This is a genomic window from Mycobacterium parmense, from assembly GCF_010730575.1.
GTDB lineage: Bacteria > Actinomycetota > Actinomycetes > Mycobacteriales > Mycobacteriaceae > Mycobacterium > Mycobacterium parmense.
Genome location: NZ_AP022614.1, coordinates 3,301,941 through 3,325,008 on the forward strand (window position 1 = coordinate 3,301,941; position 23,068 = coordinate 3,325,008).

Below are 23,068 nucleotides of genomic sequence, written 5' to 3' on the forward strand. Positions count from 1 at the left end.
TTACTTGCCCAGCGCTTTGAGCGCGCGGGCAAAGACCTCGTCCACGGTGCCGACGGCGTCGACGGTCTTGAGCTGGTCGCTGTAGTACTCCAGCAGCGGCGCGGTCTCGTCGCGGTAGACCTTCATGCGGTTGCGGATCACGTCCTCGGTGTCGTCGGCGCGGCCGCGCGCCTTGAGCCGCTCGAACAGCTCGTCCTCCGACACCCGGAACTCCACCACCGCATCGATGTCGGTGGCGCGGCGTTCGAGCATCCTGTGCAGCGCCTTGGCTTGCTCCACGGAGCGCGGATACCCGTCGAGGATGAAGCCGTCGGCCACGTCGGGGTCGTTGAGGCGGTCGTCGACGAGCTGGTTGGTCAGTTCGGAGGGCACCAGATCGCCCGCGTCCAGGTAGCGCTTGGCCTCGAGTCCGAGTTTGGTTCCTTCGCCGATGTTGCGCCGGAACAGTTCACCAGTGGAGATCTGCGGGATGCCGAGCTTTTCCTCGAGTTTCTCCGCCTGCGTGCCTTTGCCCGCCCCCGGCGGCCCCAGCAAAACGACTCTCACTTGAGGAACCCTTCGTAGTTGCGCTGCATGAGCTGGCTCTCGATTTGCTTGACCGTATCCAAACCGACACCAATCATGATCAAAACCGCAGTGCCGCCGAACGGCAAATTCTGCACCGCTCCGCCGTTGCCGATCTGCAAGAACAGATTGGGCAGCACCGAGATCGCGCCGAGGTAGATCGAGCCCGGCAGGGTTATCCGGCTCAGCACAAAGCGCAGGTAGTCGGCGGTGGGCTTGCCCGGCCGGATGCCGGGAATGAAGCCGCCGAACTTCTTCATCTCGTCGGCACGTTCGTCGGGGTTGAACGTGATCGAGACGTAGAAATAGGTGAAGAAGATGATCAGCCCGAAGTAGATGCTGATGTAGACGGGGTCGCTCGGGTCGGAAAGGTAACTGCCGACGAACTTGTCCCACCAGCTGTTGCCCGTGCCGCCGCTGCCGCTGCGGATCAGCTGGGTGATCAGGTGCGGGATGTAGATCAGCGACGACGCGAAGATGACGGGGATGACACCGGCCTGGTTGACCTTGAGCGGCAGGTATGTCGACGTCCCGCCGTACATGCGGCGCCCCACCATGCGCTTGGCGTACTGCACCGGGATGCGGCGCTGGCCCTGCTCGACGAAGACCACGCCGACGATGATGACCAGCGCGGCCACCAGCACGGCGGCGAAGATGACCCCGCCGCGGCTGTCCAGGATGGTCTTGCCCTCGGCGGGGATGCGCGCCGCGATGCCGACGAAGATCAGCAGGGACATGCCGTTGCCGATGCCGCGCTCGGTGATCAGCTCACCCATCCACATCACCAGCGCCGCCCCGCCCGTCATCACCAGCACGATGACGACCAGCGTGAAGATGCTCTGGTCGGCGATGATGTCCAGCGAGCAGCCCTGCAGCAGCCCGCCGTTGGCCGCCAGCGCGACGATGCTGGTGGCCTGCAGGACGGCCAGCGCGATCGCCAGGTAGCGGGTGTACTGCGTCATCTTGGCCTGGCCGGACTGGCCTTCCTTGCGCAGCTCCTCGAAACGCGGGATGACCACGGTGAGCAGCTGCACGATGATGCTGGCGGTGATGTAGGGCATTACGCCCACCGCGAACACTGTGAGTTTGAGCAGCGCGCCGCCGGAGAACAGGTTGATGAGCGAGTAGATCTGCCCGGCCGCGCCGCCGCTGGCCTCCTTGATGCACTGCTGGACGTTGGGGTAGTTCACGCCGGGGGACGGCAGTGCGGCGCCGAGCCTGTAGAGAAGCACGATGCTGAGCGTGAAGAGGATCTTCCGTCTCAGGTCGACTGTCCGCAGCGACGAGATGAAAGCCGAAAGCACTCTATCCTCCTGCGCAGCGGGGGTCATCCTGCGTCACGCGCCCAACACTCGCAGGCCAGGACGTTCGGCCGACCTTATCTACAGCGCGTCAAATCGTGTACGAGACTAACAGCTGATCCGGACATGCCCGGTCAAGGGCCGTCGGGGCCGCCCAAAAAGTACAGGAAGCCGTCAGCGATCAGGCGTAGAGTTTAGTTGGCTCGTTGCATTTGCTAAGTAACAAACCGGGGCGAGGGACTCATACATGACACGTACTGATCAAGACACCTGGGATCTGGCCTCCAGCGTCGGGGCCACCGCCACCATGGTCGCCGCGGCCCGCGCGCGGGCCAGCGTGCAGCCCCAGGCAATCATCGACGACCCGTTCGCGGCGCCGCTGGTGCGCGCGGTGGGCGTCGACTTCTTCGTCCGCCTGGTCGACGGCACGGTGGTCCCGTCGGACGCTGAGGAGGGCGAGCGGGACCTGCAGCTGGAGACGGATTCGATGGCGGTCCGGACCCGGTTCTTCGACGACTTCTTCCTCAACGCCGCCCGCGACGGCATCCGCCAGTCGGTGATCCTCGCCGCCGGTCTCGACGCCCGCGCCTACCGGTTGGCCTGGCCGCCGGGGAGCGTGGTCTACGAAGTCGACCAACCCAAGGTCATCGAGTTCAAGACCACGGCGATGGCCGACATCGGCGCCTCCCCGACCTGCGACCGCAGAACCGTCAGCATCGATCTGCGCGACAACTGGCCGGAAGCCTTGCGCCGCAGCGGATTCGACACCTCCCAGCCGACGGCCTGGAGCGCCGAGGGCTTGCTGATGTACCTGCCACCCGAGGCCCAGGACCAGCTGTTCGACCACATCACCGCGCTCAGCGCGCCCGGAAGCAAGCTGGCCACCGAGTTCCACGGCGACACGGACCGCACGATGAAAGATCGCGCGCGCCAGTTCCACGATCGGTGGGCCAACCTCGGCTGTGACATCGACCTGTCGGGCCTGTTCTTCGAAGGCGAGCGCAGCAACGTCGTCGAGTACCTCGGCGCAAAGGGGTGGGAGGTGACCGCCCGGCCGAGGCGCGAGTTCTTCGCCGACTACGGCCGGAAGTTCCCCGACGACGAGGAGTCGCAGCTGCGCAACATCGTCGCCGTCACCGCGGCGCTGCGCTAGGGCCCTGAGGTGCCCGGTATGGCGCCCCGGTAGGTCGGCACCGGGCTTGGGCTCCGACGTTGCCCGTGCGGCCCGCCTGCGCGCCGTCGCCGTTCCGTTTTCCCTGGTTGACGACCGACTGCGCGCACGGGCAGATTAATGCCATGTATCAGCTGCGCTCGCTTGCCGGCGCAGATCGCCACGTGCTCGGCAAGCAGCGAGTGCGGTTGCTGCGCATCTATTTGAGCGCGACCACATTTCTGTATTCGTACGGGGTCGTGTTCACGCTCTTCCCGGTGCGCAGGGACATCGCCTATGGCGATCCGACCGGGGGAATCATCGCGGTCGCCCTGGGGGCGTGGGCGTTGGCGTACCTGGCCGTAAGGCCGGGCCGCTTCGCCGGAGCCACCGCGGCGGCGATTGCGGCCACCCCGGTCGTCATGGCATTCCATGTCTCCATCGTCGCGGAATACGTCTGCCTGATCGCCCCGATGTTCCTCGCGATGTACCTGCGGGCTTTCCACTCGACCCGCCAGGCGTGGCAGATGATCGGACCTCTCATCGGCGCCTGCGTCATTGCCGTCGGCGTAGCCCCGGCGCCGCACACGGGTGTCATCACCTATCTCATCATCGCCGTTGCGATCACGGGGGCCGCCGAATCCTTCGGCATGCTCATGCGCGCGATGTTCACGGCGGCGTGTACGGACACCCTGACGGGGCTTCTCAATCGGGCGGGTTGGGAGATCGGCACGGCTGACCTGTTGTCGGCGCCTCGCGCGGCACCCGTATCCGTCACTGTCGTCGCCCTCGACATCGACGGCCTCAAAAGCCTCAACGACACCTACGGACACCAGGCGGGAGATCGCCGGATCACCGAATACGTTTCCCACTGGAAGCGGGTCGCGCCCAGCCGCGCCGTGTTGGCCCGCCTGGGCGGCGACGAGTTCGCGGTTTGCGTCGCGGGCGAAAGTCCGGCGGTCGTCGAGGATTTCCTCCGCGAGGTTCGGCTGGGCACGCCCGGGGTCAGCCTGGGCACCGCCACGCGGACCTCGCTCGAGGTCAGCATCCCCGAACTCTACGCACAAGCCGATGCCGCGCTCTATCGCAGTCGCGGGCGGCCGCTCTTGGACGATCGATCCGGGCACGGGCTCGGCGAGTAGGCGGCCGAACCGGCCCGCGCAACAACCGAAGTTCCCGTTGCTTCGACTCAGCGGGGATCGGCGGCCGGTGCGCGCACCACCATCGGCACCGCGGGAAAGCACCACGCCATCTCCGAACGCGACTTGCGCAGCGCCGCCGTCCCGTAGCCCTGCTTGCGGTAATCGGGGTGGATCCAGATCCGCACGTCGACCTCGCCGCGCACCAGCTCGCCGAAGACCATGCCGACCTTGCGGCCGGAGTCGACGGCCACGAACCACGCGGCCTCTTCGTCGTCAACCCGTCGCAGCGCGGCGGTGATCTCGTCCTCGAGCTTGCCGGCCGGCACCCCGGACCCGTCGCCGGCGGTCTTGATCTCCTCGGTACGGGTGGCGAAGATGTCGCTGTCCTCGGTGGCGGAGAACGGCCGCAGTTCGAGCGTGTCGCCGGAGCTGGCCGGCCGCTCCTTGACCGTGAAACTCAGCTGCTTGTTGAGATCCTCGAGCTCGTCGAGGATCTTCTTGCGCGAGTCTTTGGTGAGCTGATCGAACGACATGCCCATCACCGCCTCGGCGGCCGCATGCGACGTGCCGAGCAACCCGGCGACCGACTCCACGGCGGCCGCCTTATTGTCGGAGTCCACAACGACATCGGCGATTTCGTGCCGGCGTTCGAGGGCGTTCAACAGGGCATCCGCTATCTCGCGGCGGGCGGCTTTGCGGTCGTGGTCGGTCATCACATCAGCCTAGATCGCCGGTGGCGAAATCGCGCCGGATCTCCGGGCGCCCAGTTCGCAGAACCGTTGGTAGCGATCCTCGACCGCCGCCGCCCAGGCGGGCTGCGGATCGACGACGCCGCCCGTGCGGACCCAGCGGCCGGCATCGCCGATCGAGGTCTCCAGGCCGGCCGCCAAGCGGGCCAGGAACGCCGCGCCCAGCGCCGCCCCCTCCGCCACCGCGGACACCTGCACCGGCCGACCGGCGGCATCGGCGATGGCCTGCATCCACGGCCGGACCCGGGTCCCGCCGCCCGCGGCCACGATGCGCTCCACCGGCGCTCCCGTCAGCTCGATGAGCTGCCGCACGACGAATCCCGACGCCTCGTAGGCGGCCCTGCGCAGCGCGGCGGCGTCCTGAGTGAGGTCCAGGGCGTCGAGCACCGCGCGGCGATCCGGGTCGTGAAACGGCGTGCGCTCGCCCCGGATGTACGGCGACCACACCGGCACCCGGCCGGGACTCGCGCCCGCCGGGTCGGCCCGGGCGAGCACGCGGTCGACCCAGCCCAGAAACAGGCCGCCGGCGTTGCTGGCGCCCCCGATCTGGCTCTTGCCCGCGGCGGTGTGCGGGATGGTCCACAGGCCGGGCACCTGCCGCGCCGCCGGGACGGTCACCCACACGATCAGCGTGGTGCCGCACAGCACCAGCACATCCCCGTCCCGGTCGGCACCCGCCACGATCTGCTCGCACAGGGCGTCGATGCCGCCGGTCCCCAGCACGGCGCCCGTCGGGCGGAGCTCCCCGGCGGCCACCCCGATCGCCTGGACCCGCGGCATCTGCGCGACGGCCGCGCCGCACCCGGCGCACGCCGCCGGGTCCCAGCCGGTCCCGTCGAACAGCGGGTACGCGGTCGCCGCGGTGGCGAGGTCGATCACCGCCTCCCCGGCCAGGGCGTGGTTGGCCACGGCCTGCGCCGGCCAGTGACCCTCCGCATCCGGGGCCTCGGCGGCCGTCCAGCGCAGGAACTCGGCCGTCTCCCCCACCGACGGCAGCGGCTGAGCCGTGAGTGGGCGCCCGGCGCCGGGAACGCGCCCCCTGGCGTCGCCGTACAGCAGGCCGGGGGTCACCGGCCTGCCCGCTGCGTCGACGGCGGCCAGTGTCGGGACCATCGCCGCGACGGCCACCGATTCGGCTTCGGGACAACCCAATTGCTGCAGGGCTACCAGCGGGCCGCGGCGCCAGGCCTCGTCGGCGTCGTGCTCGAGCCGGTCGGGCGCCGGCACCCGCAACGCGTGCGGGATCCGCGCCCGCGCCCGCACCCGGCCGTCGGCGTCGGCGGCGACCGCTTTGACCGCGGTGCTGCCGACGTCGATGCCGATTGTGACGCCGACACGTGACACGGGCGTCACCGTACGCCAGCATTGGCATTCGTGACGTCACGACCACGCGCCCTGGTCACCGCCCCGCTGAGGGGACCGGGTTTCGCCAAGCTGCGACAGCTGGCCGACGTGGTCTACGACCCGTGGATAGACCAGACGCCGCTGCGGATCTACAGTGCCGAGCAGCTGGCCGAGCGGATCGACGCCGAGGCCGCCGATGTGGTTGTGGTGGAAAGCGACTCGGTGGGCGGCCCGGTGTTCGAGCAGGGTTCGCGCGCCCTGATCGCCGTGGCCGCCACCCGTGGGGACCCCAACAACGTGGACATCGAGGGGGCCAGCGCGGCCGGCGTTCCGGTGCTGAGCACGCCGGGCCGCAACGCGGACGCGGTCGCCGAGCTGACGGTCGCGCTGCTGCTGGCCGTCACCCGCCACGTGTTGCCCGCCGACGCCGATGTCCGCGGCGGCAACATCTTTCGTGACGGTGGCATCCCGTATCAGCGGTTCCGCGGCCGGGAGATCGCGGGCCTGGTCGCCGGACTGGTCGGCCTGGGCGCCGTCGGCCGCGCGACCCGGTGGCGGCTGTCGGGTCTGGGACTGCGGGTCATCGCGCACGATCCCTATAACGACGAGGCCCGCCACGCCCTCGGCGAACTGCTGGACCAGGCCGACGTCGTCTCCCTGCACGCGCCGGTCACCGAGCGCACGGTCGGGATGATCGGCGCACGGGAGTTCGCCGCCATGCGCGACGGGGTGGTGTTCCTCAACACCGCCCGCGCCCAGCTGCACGACACCGACGCGCTCGTCGACGCGCTGCGCGGCGGCAAGGTGGCCGCCGCCGGGCTGGACCACTTCGCCGGGGAGTGGCTGCCGCCCGACCACCCGCTGACCACCATGCCCAACGTCGTCCTGACCCCGCACATCGGTGGCGCCACCTGGGACACTGAAGCACGGCAGGCGCAGATGGTGGCCGACGACCTGGAGGCGCTGCTGTCCGGCGGAACGCCGGCCCACATCGTCAACCCGGAGGTGCTGGCGCGATGAGGTTCGTCGAGAACGCGGAGACCGCCGTGCTGGGCTCCGCCAAGGACATGCTGCGCCGGGGCCTGGTCGAGGGGACCGCCGGCAACATCTCGGCGCGGCGCGCCGACGGCAACATCGTGATCACACCGTCGTCGGTCGACTACCGCGACATGCAACTCGACGACCTGGTGGTGATCGACCCCGAGGGCGTCGTGCTGCAAGCCGCCGACGGCCGCGCGCCCTCGACGGAGATGGGGCTGCACCTCGCCTGCTATTGCGCATATGACGACATCGGCAGCGTGATCCACAGCCACCCGGTGTGGGCGACGATGTTCGCCGTCGCACACCAGCCGATTCCGGCCTGCATCGACGAGTTCGCGGTCTATTGCGGCGGGGACGTCCGGTGCGCCGAGTACGCGGCCTCCGGCACGCCCGACGTTGGCGCCAACGCGGTCAAGGCACTCGACGGCCGGGCCGCGGCGCTGATCGCCAACCACGGCCTGGTGGCCGTGGGGCCGCGGCCCGACAAGGTGCTGCACGTCACCGCACTCGTTGAGAGGACCGCTCAGATCGTTTGGGGTGCAATTGCTCTCGGCGGTCCGGTGTCGATTCCCGAGGACGTCAACCGCAACTTCGCCGGGGTGTACGGCTACCTGCGCGCGAATCCCATGTGACGCCTGCGCTAGCGCTGATCTATCGCCACCTTCACCGCCCCGCTGTCAGCCTGGTTGGCGATCGCCAGGAAGGCGTCGCGCCACCGCTGCAGCCCAAACGTGTGGGTCAGCATGGGGCGCAAGTCAATTCGGCCGGCCGCGACCATGCCGAGGTAGTGGGCGATGGCGTGTTCGCGGCGGCCCTCCACCTCTTCGACACCGAAGGCGTTGCTGCCCACCAACGCGATCTCCTTGAAATACAGCGGACTTGACTCCCACCGCCCCGGCGCATGGACGCCGGCCTGCACCAGCGTGCCTCGGGCGGTCAGTACGCGCACTCCCACCTCGAAGGTCTCCGGCTTGCCGATCGTGTCGTAGACGACGTCGACCGCGCCCGGGTGCGCCATCGGCAGCCCGTGCAGCGGCTCCCACAGGCGGCCGCCACCCCAGGCGACGAGTTCCTCGACGATCGTCAGCCGCGGCTCGTGCGCCAGCACGGTGGCGGCGCCGAAGCGGCGGGCCAGGTCGGCCTGGGCGGCGAAGCGTGCGACCACCGCGACCGCGACGTCAGGGCGCAGCGCCCGCAGGATCGCGACGGCGCACAGGCCCAGCGAGCCGGCCCCGTAGACCAGGACCCGACCGGAACGGGGCGGCGGATGACGGGTGATCGCGTGCAACGACACCGAGAAGGGATCGGCGAACACGGCCGCCTCGTCGGGGATCGAGTCGGGGACGGGGTACAGCATGCTGTCGTGGGCGGGCATCAATTCGGCGTAACCGCCGGTCACGTCGGCCGACACCCCGGTGTGGATGCCCGGCCTGATGTCGCCGTCGGCGAAGCTCCAGCACAGGCTGTAGTCGCCCGCCACACAGGCGGGACAGGGCGGATCAATGCCCCGCGGCCCGCACGACAGCCACGGGTTGAGCACGACGCGCTGCCCCACCTCCAACCCGCGGGCCCGGCGGCCCAGCGCCACGACGTCGGCGACGACCTCATGTCCCATGACCTGAGGGAAGGAACAGAAGGCGGCCATCGCGTTGTCGCCGTCGCCCTCGCCGAAGTCCATCAGGATCTGCTTGGAGTCCGAGCCGCAGATTCCGGTGAGGCGCGGCCTGGTCAGCACCCAGTCGTCGTGCGGCAGTGCAGGATCCGGCAGTTCCCGAAGGCCCGTCGGCGTCCGGCCGAGGTTGCGGGTCAGCGCATTCGCGTCCGCGGGAACGTCGGCCGGTTCGGGCCGCACGCCGTAGACCAGCGCCTTCATGAGTCAAGGTTGCCGCGAATCGGCGGCGGCGTACAGTGGAGGAAGCTTGTTATATCGGCTAAATATTAGCTTAACTACTTCCGAAAAGGGGCGAAACATGACGTCAACCAGGTATGAGGGGGACACCTGGGACCTCGCATCCAGCGTCGGGGTGACCGCGACCATGGTCGCGGCAGCCCGGGCTATGGCCACGCGGGCGCAGCGACCGCTGATCAGCGACCCGTTCGCCGAGCCGCTGGTCCGGGCGGTCGGGGTCGACCTGCTGACCCGGCTGGCCACCGGCGAGCAGGACCCGGCCGAACTCAACGACGCCCACGACGGCGCCGCCGGATCAGTGGGCGCGATGTCGCGCATGGCCGACAACATGGCGGTGCGCACCAAGTTCTTCGACGAGTTCTTCACCGACGCGGCGAAGGCCGGCGTCAAGCAGGCCGTGATCCTGGCCTCCGGGCTGGATGCCCGCGCGTACCGGCTGGCGTGGCCGGCCGGAACGGTGGTCTACGAGGTCGACCAGCCGGAGGTCATCGAGTTCAAGTCCCGCACCCTGGCCGAACAGGGCGCGGCTCCCACCGCCGACCGGCGGGTGGTGGCCGTCGACCTGCGCGACGACTGGCCCACCGCGTTGCGCGCCGCCGGGTTCGACCCCGCCAGCCCTACCGCGTGGAGCGCCGAGGGCTTGCTCGGCTACCTCCCGCCGGAGGCCCAGGACCGCCTCCTGGACACCATCACCGAGCTGAGCGCGCCGGGCAGCCGGATCGCCACCGAGAGCGCACCCAACCCCGAGCCGGGGGACGAGGAGAAGCTCAGGGAGCGGATGCAAAGCATCTCCGAACGCTGGCGCGCCCACGGCTTCGAGCTGGACATGGCGGGCCTCGTCTATTTCGGTGACCGCAACGAGGCGGCCCCCTATCTCGCCGAGCGCGGCTGGCGGTTGAACAGCGTCAGCATCAAGGAGCTGTTCGAAGCCAATGGCCTCGAGCCGCTCACCGACGACGATATGCGCATGGGCGACATGCTGTACACCAGTGGCACTCTCGAGAAATAGGAGCTTCTTTCGATGACCACGAACACCGGACGGACCGAGGGCGACAGCTGGGATCTGGCTTCCAGCGTGGGCGCGACCGCCACTATGGTGGCGGCCGCCCGGGCCGTCGCGTCCCAGGGACCCGACGCGCTCCTCGACGACCCCTTCGCCGAGCCCCTGGTTCGCGCCGTGGGCTTGGACCCCTTCATCCGCATCGTCGACGGGCAGTTGGACTTCGACGACGACCCGCTGCTCAACCGGCGCACCCGCGCCGAGCAGATGACGGTCCGGACAAGGTTTTTCGACGACTTCTTCACCGGCGCCTCCGCGGCAGGCGTCCGGCAGGCGGTGATCCTGGCCTCCGGGCTGGACACCCGTGCCTACCGGCTGCCATGGGCGGCGGGCACGGTGGTTTACGAAATCGACCAGCCGCGGGTCATCGAGTTCAAGAGCACCACGCTGGCCGATCTCGGCGCCACACCCACCGCCGAGCGCCGCACCGTGGCCATCGACCTGCGCGAGGACTGGCCTGCGGCCTTGCGGGAGAAGGGTTTTGACGTGGAACAGCCGACCGCGTGGAGCGCCGAAGGCCTGCTGCCCTACCTGCCACCGGAGGCTCAGGACCGACTGTTCGATCACATCACCGCGCTGAGCGCCCCGGGCAGCAGGCTGGCCACCGAGCACATGCCCGACCCTAATAACTTCACCGAAGCGCGCATGCAACAGATCACCGATCGATGGCGCCGCGCGGGTCTGGACATCAACGCGGCCGACCTGTTCTACCTGGGCGAGCGCAGCGTCGTCGTCGACTATCTGACCAACCACGGTTGGCAGGTGACGGCGCACCCTGCCAGGGAGCTCTATGCGCACAACGGGTTCGAGTTCCCTGAGAGCGAACTCGCGGCTTTCGGTGACCTCAGTTACGTGGCGGCAACCCTGCAGTAGGGTCTTCCCATGTCACGTGCTCACGACGACACCTGGGACCTGGCCTCCAGCGTGGGCGCCACCGCGACGATGGTCGCGGCGGGGCGCGCCATGGCGACCAGGGATCCGCGCGGCCTGATCGACGACCCCTACGCCGAGCCGCTGGTGCGTGCGGTGGGCGTCGAGTTCTTCACCAAGATGATGGACGGCGAGCTCGAGCTCTCAGCGCTCGAGACGATGTCGCCAGCCCGCATGCAGGCGATGGTCGACGGGATGGCGTTGCGCACCAAGTACTTCGACGATTACCTGGTCGAAGCGACCGGCGCCGGGGTGCGGCAGGTGGTGATCCTGGCGTCCGGACTGGATTCACGCGCCTACCGGTTGCCGTGGCCGGCCGGCACCGTGGTCTACGAGATCGACCAGCCTCAGGTCATCGACTTCAAGACGACCACCCTGGCGGGCATCGGGGCGCAACCCACCGCGACGCGGCGCACCATCCCCATCGACCTGCGGGCCGACTGGCCGACCGCGCTCAAGGCCGCCGGGCTGGACACCACGGCCCCGGTGGCGTGGCTGGCCGAAGGCCTGCTGATCTATCTGCCGCCCGAGGCTCAGGACCGGTTGTTCGACAACATCACCGCGCTGAGCGTGCCCGGGAGCGCCGTGGCCACCGAATTCGTCCCGGGCATCATTGATTTCGACGCCGATCGGGTGCGCGAGATGGTCCGCCCCTTCCGCGAGCACGGTGTGGACATCGACATGGCCGCACTGGTCTATGCCGGAGAGCGCAACCACGTCGTCGACTATCTGACGGCGAAGGGCTGGGACGTCGAGGGAGTGCCGCGCACGGAACTGTTCAAACGACAGGGCCTCGACGTCCCCCAGGCCGAGGACGACGATCCGCTCGGCGAGATCATCTTCATCAGCGGCACCCTGGCCGGCTAGTCCCGAAGCGTGTCGCCACGATTGTGACCCGTGGCGATCGCGAGCGCGGCGTAGCCGGGCGAAGCGGGTCGCCACGATTTGACCCGGGTCGATCGCGAGCGCGGCGTAGCCGGGCGAAGCGGGTCGCCACGATTTGACCCGGGTCGATCGCGAGCGCGGCGTAGCCGGGCGAAGCGGGTCGCCACGATTGTGACCGGTGGCGATCGCGAGCGCGGCGTAGCCGGGCGAAGCGGGTCGCCACGATTGTGACCCGTGGCGATCGCGAGCGCGGCGTAGCCGGGCGAAGCGGGTCGCCACGATTGTGACCGGTCTACAAACGGGAATTCCCCAGCCACAGCACGCTGGCGCCGGTGAACGTCTGCTCGACGTTGTGCAGGATCCCCGCGAGGGTGCGGCCGGCCAGCGCGCCCAGCGCGTCGGGCAGCGACGCCGCGGCCGGTTGCGACGAGGGCCTCGGCCGCACCATGTCCAGCAGCGACGACGCCGGATAGTTGATGACGCGGACGTCGGTGTCCTCGTCGAGGCCGGCCAGGACCTTGGCCCTGCGTACGGCGGCCCGGAAGCCGCCCAGCTCGTCCACCAAACCCCGCTCGAGGGCGTCCGCGCCGGTCCAAACCCGTCCCTGGGCAACATGATCGACAGCTTCGACGCTCAGGTTGCGGCCTTCGGCGGCCCGCTCGATGAAGTCGGTGTAAACCAGGTCCGCCTCCGCCTCGCGGTGTGCCCGCTGCTCGGGTGTGAACGGTGAGTCGATGGACCACGCGTCGGCATTGGCGTTGGTGCGCACCGTGTCCGACCCCACCCCCAGCCGGTGCAACAGGTCACGCACCACCAGCTTTCCGGTGAGCACCCCGATCGAGCCGGTGATGGTGCCGGGGTTGGCCACGATCGCATCGGCTCCCATCGACACGTAGTAGCCACCCGAGGCGGCGACCGCCCCCATCGACGCGACCACCGGCGTGCCGCCGTGCCGCACCCGGCACACCTCCCGCCAGATGGTTTCCGACGCGGTGACCGCGCCCCCGGGGCTGTCGACCCGCAGCACGATGGCGAATACCGAGTGGTCGGCGGCGGCTTCGCGCAGCGCCGCCGTGATGGTGTCGCTGCCGGCGGTGGACGTGCCGACGGGCATGAACTGCGGTCCACCACGACCGTCGACGATCGAGCCGTCGATGGTGACGACGGCAAGCGTCGGCTTGGTCCGGCGACCGGGAACCGACGGCACCGGCGGGGTCAGGCGGGCGCGCGCCGCGCCCGCGTACCGCGCCAGGTAAAGACGCGGCGGCCTTTGGTCTGCGTCGTCTCCTTCGAAGGCTTCCCCTTCTTTGCCAACCAGTTCCGCCATCCGGGCGTAGGCCTCGTCGCGGAAGCCGATCCGGTCGACCAACCCCGCGGCCACCGCATCGTCGCGCAGTAGCGGCGCCCGATCGGCCAGCGCGTCCAGGGCGGCCGGCTCGGTGTTGCGGGATGCGGCGATCGCCTGCCACACCTGGTCCTGCAGGCTTTCCAGCATGCGGGTGACGGCCTCGCGGTGGGCCTCGGTGAAACCGTGCTCGGTGAAAAGGTTTGCCGCGGATTTGTATTCGCCGCGGGCGACGAATTGCGCCTCGATGCCGGCCTTGTCCAGGGCGTCGCGCAGGAACGTAGCATTGCTCGCGAAGCCGATCAGGCCGACCGTTCCCGACGGCTGCATCCACACCTCACCGAACGCCGACGCCAGGTAGTAGGACAGCGTGCCCGGGTAGGTCTCGGCCCATGCCAGCGACGGCTTGACGGCGCTGAATGCCGCGACTGCCTCCCGCAACTCCTGCACCGCCGCCGGGGGCGCCGACGAGAGCTGCACGCGGGCGATCAGCCCGGCGACGCGCGGGTCCTCGGCGGCTCGGTGGATGGCGGCCACCATGTCGCGCAACGACATCGGCCGGCCACCGCCGGTGATGAACACCAGCGGGTCGAAGCCCGTCGTCTCCGGCGGCACGACGCGCAAATCGAACTCGAGCACGCAGCCGTTGGGTATGCCGTGATGACGGGCGGTGTCGACCCGCCCGGCCAGCGCGCGGATATCGGCGGCCCCTTTGGCGAGGCCGGGGATCGAGGGCAGGAAAGCGAACATGCCTGCAGAGTACCCACGAGCGGCCCTAGGCTGACCTGGTGAGGTTTTCGATCGCCATCCCACAGTTCGACTACCGCGGTTTCGACGCCGCCGGGCTTCGCTCCTACCTCGCGAGGGCCGAGGAACTCGGGTTCGAGGGGGGCTGGGTCCTCGAGCAGACCGTCGGGCCGGCTCCGCTGCTCGCACCGCTGGAGCTGCTGGCATACTGCGCTGCCTGCACCGAGCGGCTGCGCTTGGGTGTCGGCGTGCTGGTGACGTCGCTGCACGAGCCGCTGCAGCTGGCCCAATCCGTCACGGCGGTCGACCGGCTCAGCCACGGGCGGCTCGATGTCGGCGTCGCCCCAGGCGGGGGCGGCCGCCAATTCGCTGCCTTCGGGGTGGACAGGGAGCACTTCATCTCCTACTTCACCGAGGGCCTCGAGCTGATGAAGGCCGCCTGGTCCGACGAGCCCACGGTGACGTTCCACGGCCGGTACCGCGACGTCGACGGCCTACCCTTTAGCCCGAAGCCGGTGCAGCGCCCGCACCCGCCGATCTGGTTCGGCGGCCTGGCCCCCAAGGCGTTGGCCAGGGCTGTGCGCCTTGGTGACTCGTTTCTGGGCGCCGGCTCGTCGACGACGGGGCACTTCGCCGGCGCGGTCGCCGTCGTCCGCGAGGAGCTCGACAAACAGCAGAAGGACCCGGCGCGTTTCACGATCGCCAAGCGCGTCTATCTGATGGTCGACGACGACGCCGCGCGCGCCCGGGAACGCGTCCTCGACGGCCTGCATCGCATCTACGCCAACGTGATTCCCGGCATCGAAGCGGTCCCGGTGTGGGGCACGCCCGACGACGTCACCCGCGGGCTGCGCGAGGTGATCGACGCGGGCGCGCAGATGCTGCTGCTCAATCCCGTCGGCCCCGACGTGCCCGAGAACCGTGAACAGATGGAACGGCTTGCCGCGGAGGTGATCCCGCAGCTGAGCTGACTAGAGCTCGGTTGCCGACCCGCCCGCGGCGGTGATCTTCTCGCGTGCGCTGCCGCTGAACTTGTGGGCGGACAGGTCCACCTTGACGGTCAGCGGTCCGTCGCCGAGAACCTTGACCAAGGTGTTCTTGCGAACGGCTCCCTTGGCCACCAGCTCGTCGACGCCCACCGAACCGCCCTCGGGGAACAGCCGGTTGATGTCGCCGACGTTCACCACCGCGTATTCGGTGCGGAACCGGTTCCGGAATCCCTTGAGCTTGGGCAGCCGCATGTGGATCGGCATCTGCCCGCCCTCGAAGGTCGTCGGGACCTGCTTGCGGGCCTTGGTGCCCTTGGTGCCGCGGCCGGCGGTCTTGCCCTTGGAGCCTTCACCGCGACCGACGCGGGTGCGAGCGGTCTTGGACCCGGGCGCGGGGCGCAGGTCGTGCAACTTGATGGTCATTTGGCCTCCTCCACCTCGACGAGGTGGCCCACCACCGCGATCAGCCCACGGGTCTGCGGGTTGTCCTCACGGACCACCGAATGGCGGATCCGCCGCAGACCCAGGGTGCGCAGCGATTCGCGTTGTTTCCAGCGTGCGCCGATCGTGCTGCGCACCTGGGTGATCTTCAGTTGATTGCTCATGGTTGCGCCCCTGAAGTCTGGCTCGCCTCACGCGCGGCCGCCGCGGCCAGCGCGTCGCTCTCCCGGCGGGCCTTGAGCATGCCGGCGGGAGCCACGTCCTCGATGGGCAGTCCGCGGCGGGCGGCCACCTCCTCGGGACGCTGCAGCAGCTTGAGCGCGGCGACGGTGGCGTGCACCACGTTGATCGCGTTGTCACTGCCCAGCGACTTGGCGAGGATGTCGTGCACGCCGGCGCATTCCAGGACGGCGCGCGCCGCGCCGCCGGCGATCACACCGGTACCCGGGCTGGCGGGACGCAACAGCACCACACCCGCGGCCGCCTCGCCCTGCACCGGGTGCGTGATGGTGCCGCGGATCAGCGGGACGCGGAAGAAGCCCTTGCGCGCCTCCTCCACACCCTTGGCGATCGCGGCCGGCACCTCTTTGGCCTTGCCGTAACCGACGCCGACCATGCCGTTGCCGTCGCCCACGATGACCAGCGCGGTGAAGCTGAATCGCCTACCGCCCTTGACCACCTTGGAGACACGGTTGATCGCGACCACACGTTCCAGGTAGTTGCTCTTGTCGCCGTCGCGGTCGCGGCCGCCACGGCCGCCGCCGTCGCGCCGTCCGCGGCTGTCACGGTCACCGCGCGCGTCGCGGCTGTCCGGGGCGCCCTGCCCGCCGGCCGGCTGCTCCGCCATTATGCGGTCCTTCCAGTTGTCATCAGGACGATGTCGTTCATCAGAATCGCAATCCGTTCTCGCGGGCGGCATCGGCCAGCGCCGCGATCCGTCCACCGTAGGTGTATCCGCCGCGGTCGAAGACCACGGTGTCGATGCCGGCGGCCTTGGCGCGCTCGGCGATCAGCTGGCCCACCCGGATGCTGCGGGCCTTCTTGTCCCCGTCCAGCCCCCGCACGTCGGCCTCGATCGACGACGCGGCGGCCACCGTGGTGCCGTTCTCGTCGTTGACGAGTTGCACGTGGATGTGACGGGAAGACCGGTTGACCACGAGGCGTGGCCGCTCCGGCGTGCCGGCGAGTTTCTTGCGCAGCCGCGCGTGCCGGCGCAGGCGCGACACCCGCCTGGTTGCGGATACGCTCTGGCCCACCGGCTTCCGCGCGGCGGCGTCAACTTGTGATTGCGCCATGACTACTTACCTGTCTTTCCGACCTTGCGGCGGATCTGCTCACCCTCGTAGCGCACGCCCTTGCCCTTGTACGGGTCGGGACGGCGCAGGCGGCGGATGTTCGCCGAGATCTGGCCGACCTTCTGCTTGTCGATACCGGAGACCGTGAACTTCGTGGGCGACTGGACCGCGAAGGTGATGCCCTCCGGGGCCTCGATCACCACCGGGTGGCTGTAGCCCAGGGCGAACTCCAGGTTGGAACCCTTGAGCTGCACGCGGTAACCGACCCCGTAGATCTCCATCTTGGTCTCGTAACCCTTGGTCACGCCGGTGACCAGGTTGGACACCAGGGTGCGCGACAGTCCGTGCAGCGAGCGGTTGTGCCGCTCGTCGTTGGGACGGGTCACCACGATCGCACCGTCGTCGTTGCGCGACACGGCGATCGGCTCGGCGACCGTCAGCTCCAGGGTGCCCTTGGGGCCCTTCACGGAGACGTTCTGGCCGTCGATCGTTACGTCGACTCCGGAGGGGACCGGAACCGGTTGCTTACCAATACGTGACATCGCTAGTCCTTCTGGCCTTCGTCACCACACGTACGCGAGGACTTCGCCGCCCACGCCCTGTCTGGCAGCCTGACGGTCGGTCAGCAGGCCCGAGGAGGTGGAGATGATCGCCACGCCCAGGCCGCCGAGCACGCGCGGCAGGTTGGTCGATTTCGCATACACCCGCAGACCGGGCTTGGACACCCGGCGCAGCCCGGCGATGCTGCGCTCGCGGCTCGGGCCGTACTTGAGCTGCACGACCAGCGACTTGCCCACGCGTGCGTCCTCGGTGTGGAAGTCGGTGATGTAGCCCTCGCTCTTGAGGATCGCGGCGATGTTGGCCTTCAGCTTGGAGTGAGGCAGCGTCACCTCGTCGTGGTACGCCGAATTGGCGTTGCGCAGACGTGTCAAGAAGTCTGCGATCGGGTCAGTCATAGTCATCGAGCGCCACTCCTCTTCATTGCTGCGCTCTGCATCATCGCTGTCGCGGTCATGACAGGTCTGTAACCTTCCTCGCGGTGGTTCCCCGCTCCGGGGGCCTGCCGCGCACCTTTTCTGGTAGGGGCGATGTCGTGGGGGTCTGTTACCAGCTGCTCTTCTGCACGCCGGGCAGCTCACCCGCGTGCGCCATCTCGCGCAGGCAGATCCTGCACAGCCCGAACTTGCGGAACACCGCGCGCGGGCGGCCGCACCTGTTGCAGCGGGTGTAGCCGCGCACCGCAAACTTCGGCTTGCGCGCGGCCTTGTTGACCAGTGCCTTCTTAGCCATCTGCTCAGTTCTCCTTGAAGGGAAAGCCGAGGGCCCGCAACAGCGCTCGTCCTTCGTCGTCGGTGGTCGCCGAGGTGACGACGTTGATGTCCATGCCACGGACCCGGTCGATCTTGTCCACGTCGATCTCGTGGAACACCGACTGCTCGGCCAGCCCGAAGGTGTAGTTGCCGACACCGTCGAACTGCTTGGGCGACAGGCCGCGGAAGTCGCGGATACGGGGCAGTGCGATCGAGGTGAGACGGTCGAGGAACTCCCACATGCGGTCGCCGCGCAGCGTGACCCGCGCGCCGATCGGCATGCCTTCGCGCAACTTGAACTGTGCGATCGACTTCCGTGCCCGACGGATCTCGGGCTTCTGCCCGGTGATCAGGGCCAGGTCGGCGACCGCGCCGTTGATCAGCTTGGCGTCGCGCGCCGCATCACCGACGCCCATGTTGACGACGACCTTGGTGACGGTCGGGATCTGCATCACGTTGGCGTAGCCGAACTGCTGCTGCAGCGAAGCCCGGATCTCGTCGCGGTAGCGCGCCTTCAGGCGCGGCTGGACCTTTTCTGTACTTTCCACGGTGGTCATAGCCTCAGATGTCCTTGCCATTGCGCTTGGAGACGCGCACACGCTTGCCGGTCTCCTCGTCCACGCGGTAACCGACCCGGGCCGGCTTGCCGTCCGAGTCGACCACCATCACGTTGGAGACGTGGATGGGGGCCTCCTGGGTGACGATGCCACCCGACCGGGCTCCGCGCTGGTTCGTCGACACCGCGGTGTGCTTCTTGATCCGGTTGACGCCCTCGACCAGGACCCGGCTGCGCTCGGGGTACGCCTGCAGGACTTTGCCTTTGGCGCCTTTGTCCTTGCCCGCGATCACCAGGACGGTGTCGCCTTTGCGGACCTTCATCTACAACACCTCCGGGGCCAGCGAGATGATCTTCATGAATCGCTTCTCGCGCAGTTCGCGACCGACCGGCCCGAAGATGCGCGTGCCGCGCGGGTCGTTGTCGGGCTTGATGATCACGGCCGCGTTCTCGTCGAACTTGATGTAGCTGCCGTCGGGACGCCTGCGCTCCTTGACCGTGCGCACCACCACGGCCTTGACCACGTCTCCGCGCTTGACGTTGCCGCCGGGGATGGCGTCCTTGACGGTGGCCACGATGACATCACCGATGCCGGCGTAGCGTCGCGACGAACCGCCGAGCACCCGGATGCACAAGATCTCCTTGGCGCCGGTGTTGTCGGCGACTTTCAGCCGCGATTCCTGCTGAATCACTGACAGCTCCTGATCTGGTTGCGTTTGCACGACAGGAGAACTCACGTGAATGAGCGGTGGTGGGCACATGCCCGCCGACAACCTGACGTGCGCGGTCTGGTAAAGCAGTAGCTACCCGAGGGCACGCGGGGCCGATGATCTTGCGTTTACCGGCCGAGGTCTGCCCGAGGCAACCCCTAGAGTCTAGGCGACGACCTGCTCCCAGCCAAATTCCTGCCCACCGCGGGCGCGACCGCCCCGGGCGGTGACGATGCGCTGACGGTGCGCTCGCGCAACGGCGCCTCAGTCACCTTGGCGGATCCAGGCGAAGATGTACAAGCTCATCGCCGTCACTAGGGCGATCAGCACCCATTGGACTATGGCCTGGTCGATCCACGCGCCCGGCGGCGGTGCGCCGGGCAGGATGTTGCGCAGCGGGACGATGGCGAACAGGTTCGCGGCGTACCAGGTCGCGAACGGCGGCAGGAACTTGCGCCGGCCCAGCGCCATCGGAATGGCCACCAACAGCGCCAGGGTCGGCAGGCTGATGAGGACCAGGCAGATGCCGAGGTCGAAGATCAGCGGACCCTTTGCCCTGCGCAGCGTGATGATCACGTTGCCGTTGTCGCTGCCGCGCTGGGTCGGCAGAGCCGCGGGATCGTGAACGCGGTTGATGCTGATGTCCCAGCCGTCCAGCGATCCGGTGACCTCGACGCGGGCGGGCACCTTCTTGACGGTGTCGCCGCTGCCGACGAACGCGTCGGCGGAGATGGGCTCGGTCCGGTAGGTGTCGAATGGCCAGTCGCCGGGATCGCCGTGCGCTTCGATCGTGGTGCTGAGTTGCGCGGGCGCCTTGCCCTTGGGGTAACGCAGGTCCCCGAGATCACTCGTGGGATACAGACGCACGCCGACGTCGGTGCCCAACACGTCGAAGCGATTGTCGTAGAACGAAATTCCGGGATAGACGAGGACGTTCACCGTGAGGCGGTTCGCGACGGGCTTCAGCTCCTCGAGGCGCAGCTGGACGATGGTGGCATCGCCCCCGCCCTGGCTCAGATCCAGCGGGGGCAGCGGCCCTTCCGATTTCTCCAGTAGGTGCACGCCGAACAGCGACAGCGCATAGGCGGCGATGACGACCGCAAGGACGCCCACCCCGATGATGATGCGCGGTCGCGACCTCTTCGGCTTCGGCGGAGGCGGCGGGGGTGGCGGCTCGTCGGTTGGTGGAGGCGGAAGTGTCGGCTGCGCCTCGGTGGTCATCGATTGCCACCGCAAGCAACAATGTGCAGGGGACGCGGAATTGCTTGCTGACACCGATCGAAGGCCGCCTGCTGAAGTCCGGCTTGTCGGGGCGTCACGTGGTCCGATGCTAGCGAACGGGCGTGCCTGCCGCTTGCCTAAACCCCACGTCTACCGGCTTTTTTTGATTACGTCACCGCTCGTCAACCGGTCGTTCACCGACAGCCTCGGGCCGCGACGGGCCGAACGGGAAAGGTTTGCTAAGGCGACGCGGAATCCGCAACACAGCGAAACCCGATGTGGGTGGTCGCGGAGTCCTGTGACTGCGGCGAACGCGCCGCCGGACGGTAGCGGTGGCAGTACTCCGGTGCGCACAGGTGCGAACCGCCCTTGAGCGCCTGGCTGACCGCCGGGTCCGCCGGCCCCGACGGCGTGCAGCAGCCCTTCGGCGACCCGTCCGGCCGGTGATGGGCGAAGAATCGCGTGACGGTCCACTCCCACACGTTGCCGATCATGTCGAGCAGGCCGAAGCCGTTGGGGGGGAACGTTCCCACCGGCGAGGTGCCCACCCAGCCGAGGGCGCCGTCGTTGCGGTACGGGAAGGCGCCCTGCCAGGTGTTCGCCATGAGCCGGCCGCCGGGTTTCACCTCGTCGCCCCACGCGTAGCTCGACGTGCTGCCGGCGCGGGCCGCGTACTCCCACTCGGCCTCGGTCGGCAGCCGCCGGCCTGCCCAGCGCGCGTACGCCGCGGCGTCGGGGTAGGCCACCTGCACCACGGGATGCTCGGCCCGGCCGGTGATGTCGCTGCCCGGACCGAAGGGGTGGCGCCAGCTCGCCCCCGGCACCCATTCCCACCACTGGCGCCAATCACGTAGATCGACCGGCCCGGCGGCCGGCCGGAACACCAGCGCGCCCGGCACCAGGTCTGCGGGATTCGCGCCGGGGTACAGCGCGGGATCGATCGCCTGCTCGGCCACCGTGACATACCCGGTGGCACAGACGAATTCGTCGAACTGAGCGTTGGTCACCGGATGCCGCTCCACCGCGAATGAGCCCACGGTCACGGTGTGGACGGGCGCCTCTTCCGGGTAGAAGCTCGTCGAGCCCATGCGGAACGATCCGCCGGGCACGTCGACCAACTCGGTGAGCACCAGTCCAGGGTAGGGCCGCCGGGCGAGCTCTAGTCAGACTGCCGGTACCACGTCACCATGTACAGGACCATCGCGGCGACCAGCGCGATCAGCACCCAGAGCACCAGTGCCTGGTCGACCCAGGCGCCCGGCGGCGGCGCGCCGGGCAGGAAGTTGCGTATCGGGATGACGGCGAACAGCATCGCGGCGAACCAGGTGACAAAGGGCGGGACGAATTTCCGTCTGCCCAGCGCGATCTGGGTGGCCACGGCAAACGCCAGGGCGGGCAGGCTGAACAGCACGAGGCAGATGCCCAGGTCGAAGATCAGCGGGCCCTTGGCGCGGTGCAGCGTGATGACCACGCTGTCCAGACGATCGGAATCCTGGCTGGCCTCCCCCACCCGCCTGACACTGACGTCCCAGCCGTCCAACGCCCCGCTCACCTCCACCCGTGCAGGGATGTACTGGCGGGCATCGCCGGTCCCGACCAGGACGTCGGCCGACAAGGTGTCGGTGGTGTAGGAGTCGAAGGGCCAGCTGTTCGGGTCGCCGTGCGCCTCGATCGTCGTGGCGACCTGCGCCGGTGACTTCCCGGCCGGGTACTGCAGATCGCCGAGGTCGTTGGGAGGATCCATTCGTACCGCGGTATCGCTCTTGAGCACGTCGAGGCGCTTGTCGAACATTGAATCCTGAGGAATGACAAGCACTTTGACCGTCAGCCGGTTCGCGACGGTCTTCAGCTCCTCGAGGCGCACCAGCACCACGGTGTCGTCGGTCGCGTTGAGGTCCGGCGGCTTGAGCGGCCCCGACGACTTGGCCAGCGTGTGAAATCCGAATAGCGACAGGGCGTAGACGACCACGAAAGCCGCCAGGAGCCCGAGACCGATGATTAGGCGGCGCGACTTCGCCGGCGTTTCCGCCGATCGCGCGGCCGGTGCAGCCGGCGGCGGTGTAGCTGGAGTCGGCGGGGGCGCAGCGGGCGGGACGTGGTGGGTCATCGGTCACTGCCTTCGTCGGGAGTCATGAAAGAGCGGGGTGCGGCGACACGAGGCAGATCGTAGCGAATCGGTATTGTCCATGCGGCAAATCGTCAGTCGCGTCTCGACATCGATTTTCTCCGCTGTGACAAACCGACATCCGCCCGACAGCAAATCGCCGGACGTGTCGGCGGCGCCCCGGGGCGCCGCACGCCGGGCAATTTTGCGGCGCCCGTGCTTCATCCGTCGGGCCAGACCAGTTCATCTGATGTTTGTTTGCTTGCCGGATTGCA

Annotated in this window: 27 protein-coding genes; 8 read left to right on the plus strand and 19 right to left on the minus strand. The window is 68.7% G+C overall.

From position 1 onward, the window contains the following. On the minus strand, positions 1 to 546 hold the full coding sequence (locus G6N48_RS15175; RefSeq protein ID WP_085271970.1) for an adenylate kinase: 546 nt from the start codon (positions 544 to 546) through the stop codon (positions 1 to 3). After that, complete coding sequence (gene secY, locus G6N48_RS15180) at positions 543 to 1,868, minus strand: preprotein translocase subunit SecY (RefSeq protein ID WP_085271969.1); 1,326 nt, start codon at positions 1,866 to 1,868, stop codon at positions 543 to 545. The genes G6N48_RS15175 and secY overlap by 4 nt, the downstream gene beginning before the upstream one ends. 244 nt (positions 1,869 to 2,112) lie before the next feature. On the opposite strand from secY, the gene G6N48_RS15185 reads away from it, so the two are divergent. Both G6N48_RS15185 and G6N48_RS15190 read left to right on the plus strand, forming a co-directional pair. Then, positions 2,113 to 3,018: a class I SAM-dependent methyltransferase gene (locus G6N48_RS15185; protein ID WP_085271968.1), complete on the plus strand. Its 906-nt coding sequence runs from the start codon at positions 2,113 to 2,115 to the stop codon at positions 3,016 to 3,018. Positions 3,019 to 3,170: 152 nt separating this feature from the next. Beyond that, a complete protein-coding gene (locus G6N48_RS15190; protein ID WP_372511309.1) occupies positions 3,171 to 4,157 on the plus strand; it encodes a GGDEF domain-containing protein in 987 nt (328 codons plus the stop codon). A 47-nt stretch (positions 4,158 to 4,204) separates the two neighbouring features. Here the strand turns inward: G6N48_RS15190 and G6N48_RS15195 are convergent, their stop codons facing one another. Beyond that, entirely contained in the window at positions 4,205 to 4,870 is a 666-nt protein-coding gene (locus G6N48_RS15195; protein ID WP_085271966.1) for a GNAT family N-acetyltransferase, read from the minus strand. Between the two features lie 9 nt (positions 4,871 to 4,879). Beyond that, positions 4,880 to 6,250 (minus strand): xylulokinase, encoded by a 1,371-nt coding sequence (locus tag G6N48_RS15200; RefSeq protein ID WP_085272083.1) that lies wholly within the window; start codon positions 6,248 to 6,250, stop codon positions 4,880 to 4,882. Positions 6,251 to 6,280: 30 nt separating this feature from the next. Here G6N48_RS15200 and G6N48_RS15205 point away from each other — a divergent pair, with 30 nt between their 5' ends. Both G6N48_RS15205 and G6N48_RS15210 read left to right on the plus strand, forming a co-directional pair. Continuing rightward, positions 6,281 to 7,270: an NAD(P)-dependent oxidoreductase gene (locus G6N48_RS15205; protein ID WP_085271965.1), complete on the plus strand. Its 990-nt coding sequence runs from the start codon at positions 6,281 to 6,283 to the stop codon at positions 7,268 to 7,270. Further along, positions 7,267 to 7,923, plus strand: coding sequence for an L-fuculose-phosphate aldolase (locus tag G6N48_RS15210; RefSeq protein ID WP_085271964.1), 657 nt, complete (start codon positions 7,267 to 7,269; stop codon positions 7,921 to 7,923). The genes G6N48_RS15205 and G6N48_RS15210 overlap by 4 nt, the downstream gene beginning before the upstream one ends. Before the next feature lie 8 nt (positions 7,924 to 7,931). Here the strand turns inward: G6N48_RS15210 and G6N48_RS15215 are convergent, their stop codons facing one another. Then, positions 7,932 to 9,164 (minus strand): zinc-dependent alcohol dehydrogenase, encoded by a 1,233-nt coding sequence (locus G6N48_RS15215; protein ID WP_085271963.1) that lies wholly within the window; start codon positions 9,162 to 9,164, stop codon positions 7,932 to 7,934. 97 nt (positions 9,165 to 9,261) lie between these two features. Between G6N48_RS15215 and G6N48_RS15220 the strand changes: the two genes are divergently transcribed. The 3 genes from G6N48_RS15220 to G6N48_RS15230 are packed head-to-tail and all read left to right on the plus strand — an operon-like array spanning position 9,262 to position 12,057. After that, a complete protein-coding gene (locus tag G6N48_RS15220; protein ID WP_085271962.1) occupies positions 9,262 to 10,209 on the plus strand; it encodes a class I SAM-dependent methyltransferase in 948 nt (315 codons plus the stop codon). A 12-nt stretch (positions 10,210 to 10,221) separates the two neighbouring features. Beyond that, on the plus strand, positions 10,222 to 11,133 hold the full coding sequence (locus G6N48_RS15225) for a class I SAM-dependent methyltransferase (protein WP_085271961.1): 912 nt from the start codon (positions 10,222 to 10,224) through the stop codon (positions 11,131 to 11,133). Between the two features lie 9 nt (positions 11,134 to 11,142). Then, a complete protein-coding gene (locus tag G6N48_RS15230; protein WP_085271960.1) occupies positions 11,143 to 12,057 on the plus strand; it encodes a class I SAM-dependent methyltransferase in 915 nt (304 codons plus the stop codon). A 310-nt stretch (positions 12,058 to 12,367) separates the two neighbouring features. Here the strand turns inward: G6N48_RS15230 and sppA are convergent, their stop codons facing one another. Beyond that, positions 12,368 to 14,170 (minus strand): signal peptide peptidase SppA, encoded by a 1,803-nt coding sequence (sppA, locus tag G6N48_RS15240; RefSeq protein WP_085271959.1) that lies wholly within the window; start codon positions 14,168 to 14,170, stop codon positions 12,368 to 12,370. Between the two features lie 38 nt (positions 14,171 to 14,208). On the opposite strand from sppA, the gene G6N48_RS15245 reads away from it, so the two are divergent. Further along, positions 14,209 to 15,138, plus strand: coding sequence for an LLM class flavin-dependent oxidoreductase (locus G6N48_RS15245; RefSeq protein WP_085271958.1), 930 nt, complete (start codon positions 14,209 to 14,211; stop codon positions 15,136 to 15,138). On the opposite strand, the gene rplO is transcribed toward G6N48_RS15245, so the two are convergent. The 13 genes from rplO to G6N48_RS15310 all read right to left on the minus strand — a co-directional run bounded on the left by rplO (position 15,139) and on the right by G6N48_RS15310 (position 22,796). Then, complete coding sequence (gene rplO, locus G6N48_RS15250) at positions 15,139 to 15,579, minus strand: 50S ribosomal protein L15 (RefSeq protein WP_085271957.1); 441 nt, start codon at positions 15,577 to 15,579, stop codon at positions 15,139 to 15,141. After that, positions 15,576 to 15,761, minus strand: coding sequence for a 50S ribosomal protein L30 (gene rpmD / locus G6N48_RS15255; RefSeq protein WP_085271956.1), 186 nt, complete (start codon positions 15,759 to 15,761; stop codon positions 15,576 to 15,578). The genes rplO and rpmD overlap by 4 nt, the downstream gene beginning before the upstream one ends. Next, positions 15,758 to 16,444, minus strand: coding sequence for a 30S ribosomal protein S5 (rpsE, locus tag G6N48_RS15260; RefSeq protein WP_085271955.1), 687 nt, complete (start codon positions 16,442 to 16,444; stop codon positions 15,758 to 15,760). The genes rpmD and rpsE overlap by 4 nt, the downstream gene beginning before the upstream one ends. 40 nt (positions 16,445 to 16,484) lie before the next feature. Further along, positions 16,485 to 16,853, minus strand: coding sequence for a 50S ribosomal protein L18 (gene rplR / locus G6N48_RS15265; protein WP_085272082.1), 369 nt, complete (start codon positions 16,851 to 16,853; stop codon positions 16,485 to 16,487). A gap of 41 nt (positions 16,854 to 16,894) precedes the next feature. Then, on the minus strand, positions 16,895 to 17,434 hold the full coding sequence (gene rplF / locus G6N48_RS15270) for a 50S ribosomal protein L6 (protein WP_085271954.1): 540 nt from the start codon (positions 17,432 to 17,434) through the stop codon (positions 16,895 to 16,897). A 21-nt stretch (positions 17,435 to 17,455) separates the two neighbouring features. Continuing rightward, entirely contained in the window at positions 17,456 to 17,854 is a 399-nt protein-coding gene (rpsH, locus tag G6N48_RS15275) for a 30S ribosomal protein S8 (protein ID WP_085271953.1), read from the minus strand. 142 nt (positions 17,855 to 17,996) lie between these two features. Beyond that, positions 17,997 to 18,182, minus strand: coding sequence for a type Z 30S ribosomal protein S14 (locus tag G6N48_RS15280; RefSeq protein WP_007167851.1), 186 nt, complete (start codon positions 18,180 to 18,182; stop codon positions 17,997 to 17,999). Between the two features lie 4 nt (positions 18,183 to 18,186). Next, positions 18,187 to 18,759: a 50S ribosomal protein L5 gene (gene rplE / locus G6N48_RS15285; protein WP_085271952.1), complete on the minus strand. Its 573-nt coding sequence runs from the start codon at positions 18,757 to 18,759 to the stop codon at positions 18,187 to 18,189. Positions 18,760 to 18,763: 4 nt separating this feature from the next. Further along, positions 18,764 to 19,081, minus strand: a complete 318-nt coding sequence (gene rplX / locus G6N48_RS15290; RefSeq protein WP_085271951.1) for a 50S ribosomal protein L24 — start codon at positions 19,079 to 19,081, stop codon at positions 18,764 to 18,766. After that, positions 19,082 to 19,450 (minus strand): 50S ribosomal protein L14, encoded by a 369-nt coding sequence (gene rplN / locus G6N48_RS15295; protein ID WP_003403649.1) that lies wholly within the window; start codon positions 19,448 to 19,450, stop codon positions 19,082 to 19,084. 282 nt (positions 19,451 to 19,732) lie between these two features. Further along, positions 19,733 to 20,689, minus strand: coding sequence for a DUF4436 domain-containing protein (locus tag G6N48_RS15300; RefSeq protein WP_085271950.1), 957 nt, complete (start codon positions 20,687 to 20,689; stop codon positions 19,733 to 19,735). 239 nt (positions 20,690 to 20,928) lie between these two features. Beyond that, positions 20,929 to 21,819, minus strand: a complete 891-nt coding sequence (locus G6N48_RS15305) for a formylglycine-generating enzyme family protein (protein ID WP_085271949.1) — start codon at positions 21,817 to 21,819, stop codon at positions 20,929 to 20,931. 29 nt (positions 21,820 to 21,848) lie between these two features. Continuing rightward, a complete protein-coding gene (locus G6N48_RS15310; protein ID WP_085271948.1) occupies positions 21,849 to 22,796 on the minus strand; it encodes a DUF4436 domain-containing protein in 948 nt (315 codons plus the stop codon). Between the last annotated feature and the right edge of the window lie 272 nt (positions 22,797 to 23,068).